The organism is Limosilactobacillus sp. (genome assembly GCF_051873035.1).
GTDB lineage: Bacteria > Bacillota > Bacilli > Lactobacillales > Lactobacillaceae > Limosilactobacillus.
Map to the genome: position 1 here is coordinate 1 of NZ_JBJEEL010000018.1, position 2,781 is coordinate 2,781.

General features: G+C 47.3%; 3 protein-coding genes. All 3 read left to right on the forward strand.

The genetic code is table 11. The features are described from left to right. Window positions 1-246: TCP-1/cpn60 chaperonin family protein (locus ACI31H_RS01870; RefSeq protein WP_439770303.1), on the forward strand; the 246-nt coding region annotated here is incomplete at its 5' end. A 320-nt stretch (window positions 247-566) separates the two neighbouring features. Further along, entirely contained in the window at window positions 567-2,405 is a 1,839-nt protein-coding gene (locus tag ACI31H_RS01875) for an APC family permease (RefSeq protein ID WP_439770304.1), read from the forward strand. Between the two features lie 11 nt (window positions 2,406-2,416). Continuing rightward, window positions 2,417-2,677, forward strand: coding sequence for a hypothetical protein (locus ACI31H_RS01880; RefSeq protein WP_439770305.1), 261 nt, complete (start codon window positions 2,417-2,419; stop codon window positions 2,675-2,677). Window positions 2,678-2,781: the final 104 nt, after the last annotated feature.

The following is a 2,781-nucleotide window of genomic DNA, read 5'->3' on the forward strand; positions in this document are numbered from 1 at the left end:
GTTAACGAACTGAAGAGCCAAAAGGAAGGTGTTGGTTACAACGCTGCCGATGGCAAGTTCGAAGACATGGTTGATGCCGGAATCGTTGACCCAACGATGGTTACCCGTTCAGCATTGCAAAACGCTGCTTCTGTTTCCGCATTGCTGCTGACGACTGAAGCAGTTGTTGCCGACAAGCCAGACCCGAAGGATGGTCAAGCTCCTGCTGCACCACAAGGTGGCGCCGGCATGGGCGGTATGATGTAATTTGATCCCTAATTAAAAAGCGGAAGAGTCAACTGGGCGGCTGCAGCCTGGTGTGAGTCTCCACGAGTATGAATAGCTCCAAGTAGTCGGATTTTCCGAGTACTTGGAGCTATTTATATACCGTGCTATTAGTCCTTAATCCATTTGGGAGTGGGTTACCACCTTTTGGGGCTTTTAGGGGACAGATTACGACTTTTTGCCCCGTCACCATAAATTTACTTCGCAATGGCAATTGAAAAGTAGGATAATTAGTTGTAACATTGTCCAGTCATAGGATAAAAATAAGACTAAACAAAATCTAGGTTAGTAGGAGGATAGTTATGTGGCGTTATCTTAAACGTGTACTGATCGGGAAACCGTTAAAGACGCTTGATGAAGGTCAGTCACACCTGACCAAGTTTAAAGCACTAGCGATGCTCTCTTCAGATGCTATTTCATCAGTGGCCTATGGTCCTGAGCAAATTACCACGGTTTTAGTAACCCTGTCTGCGGCGGCGCTTTGGTATTCAATCCCCATCGCGGCGATCGTTTTGGTATTGCTGCTGGCAATCACCTTATCATATCAACAAATCATTCGGGCCTACCCGAGTGGCGGTGGTGCTTACGTGGTAGCAACGCAAAACTGGGGGAGTAACGGTGGACTCTTTGCCGGTGGTTCCCTGTTAGTTGACTACATGTTGACCGTTGCGGTATCAACTACTTCAGGGGTGGAAGCTATTACTTCGGCCGTTCCCGCCCTGTATCGCTTCTCAATCCCAATTGCTATTATCATTGTATTATTAATTATGTTTATGAATTTACGGGGAATGAGTGAGAGTGCCAACTTCTTAACGGTACCGGTCTACTTCTTCGTAGTAATGATTTTTATCATGATTATCTGGGGACTTTATAATGTGGTGACCGGTAATATTCATTACCAGGCACCAGCTGATTACGGGACACCAGTAGCAGGGATGTCGGTAGTGCTGTTCATTCGGGCCTTCTCGGCTGGTTCATCCTCGTTAACCGGGGTTGAAGCGGTCAGCAATGCGGTCCCGAACTTCAATAAGCCTAAGGAAAAGAACGCAGCGACGACCTTGGCAATCATGAGTGCCATCCTGGCCTTCTTCTTTATTGCCATTATCTTCTTTAGTTTCTTTATGGGGGTCGTTCCAAATGGCCGGACGACGGTCTTATCCCAGATTGCCCTGAAGATTTTTGGTGGTCACGGGCTCGGCTTTTACCTCTTACAGCTATCAACGTCAATGATTCTGGCGGTTGCTGCTAATACCGGTTTTTCGGCCTTCCCAATTCTGGCCTTCAACATGGCTAAGGATAAGTACATGCCCCATGCCTTCATGGACCGTGGTGACCGGCTAGGTTATTCTAACGGGATTATCTCTCTGGCAATTGGCGCGATTGTCCTTATCTTGATCTTCCATGGTCAGACCAATAACCTGATTCCGCTTTATGCGGTCGGGGTCTTTGTTCCCTTCACTTTATCGCAGTCGGGAATGATCATTCACTGGTTCCGGGAGCGCGAAGGCTGGTGGCTTGGCAAAGCCTTTATTAACCTTGTCGGCGCGATCATCTCATTGTCCTTAGTGGTCTTCTTGTTCTGGCAGCACTTTAGTAATGTTTGGCCATACCTGATCATCATGCCACTTCTGCTGTACATGTTCCATAAAATTCACAGCCACTACGTTAAAGTTGCGGCGCAGCTACGGGTGGCAGAGAAGACGAAGGTGCAGCTGCATGATTACGATGGGGCAACCGTGATTGTACTGGTTGGTAATGTTACCCGGGTGACGCGGGGAGCAATTAACTATGCGCGATCAATTGGGGACTACGTAATCGCAATGCACGTCTCCTTTGATGAGAACCCGGGCAAGGAACATAAAACGGCCAATGAGTTTAAAGCGGAGTATCCAGATGTTCGTTTTGTGGACATCCACTCTTCATACCGGTCAATTGCCAAGCCGACGCTCCGCTTTGTTGACGTAATTGCCAAGCGGGCGGAGGCACGGAATTACTCGACGACCGTGTTGGTCCCTCAGTTTATTCCTAAGCACCCTTGGCAGTTAGCGCTGCATAACCAGACTAGTGTCCGGCTACGGGCAATCTTAAACTCACGAGAAAATATTATCGTGGCTAGTTATAATTATCACTTACACGAATAGTGGGGTATTGGATGAAAAATAAGCAGCTTTTATTCGGACTAGCATTTGCGCTAGGTTTGTTCTTCGTCGCCGGATTTTCGATCGACAGCCATGGCTTTCATTCGGGCCTTTTTGGCCTAATCGGGTGTGGACTATTGGTGGCTGCTTATCTAGGCCTTTTTTGGCCCCAAATTAAAAATGGTGACCACCATGCCCGGCGGTTAACGTGGTTGTTAGCTGGCCTGCTGATTCTGATCGTTGTATTAGACATTGCCGAAGCAGTACTTGCCTAGGAACAATATGATCTTTAAATCAAATACCGCGCAGCAGAGAAAATTATCTTTCCCTAAATTTCAAGAATAAGTTAGCCACTGGACTCAAATAAATAATACTGACC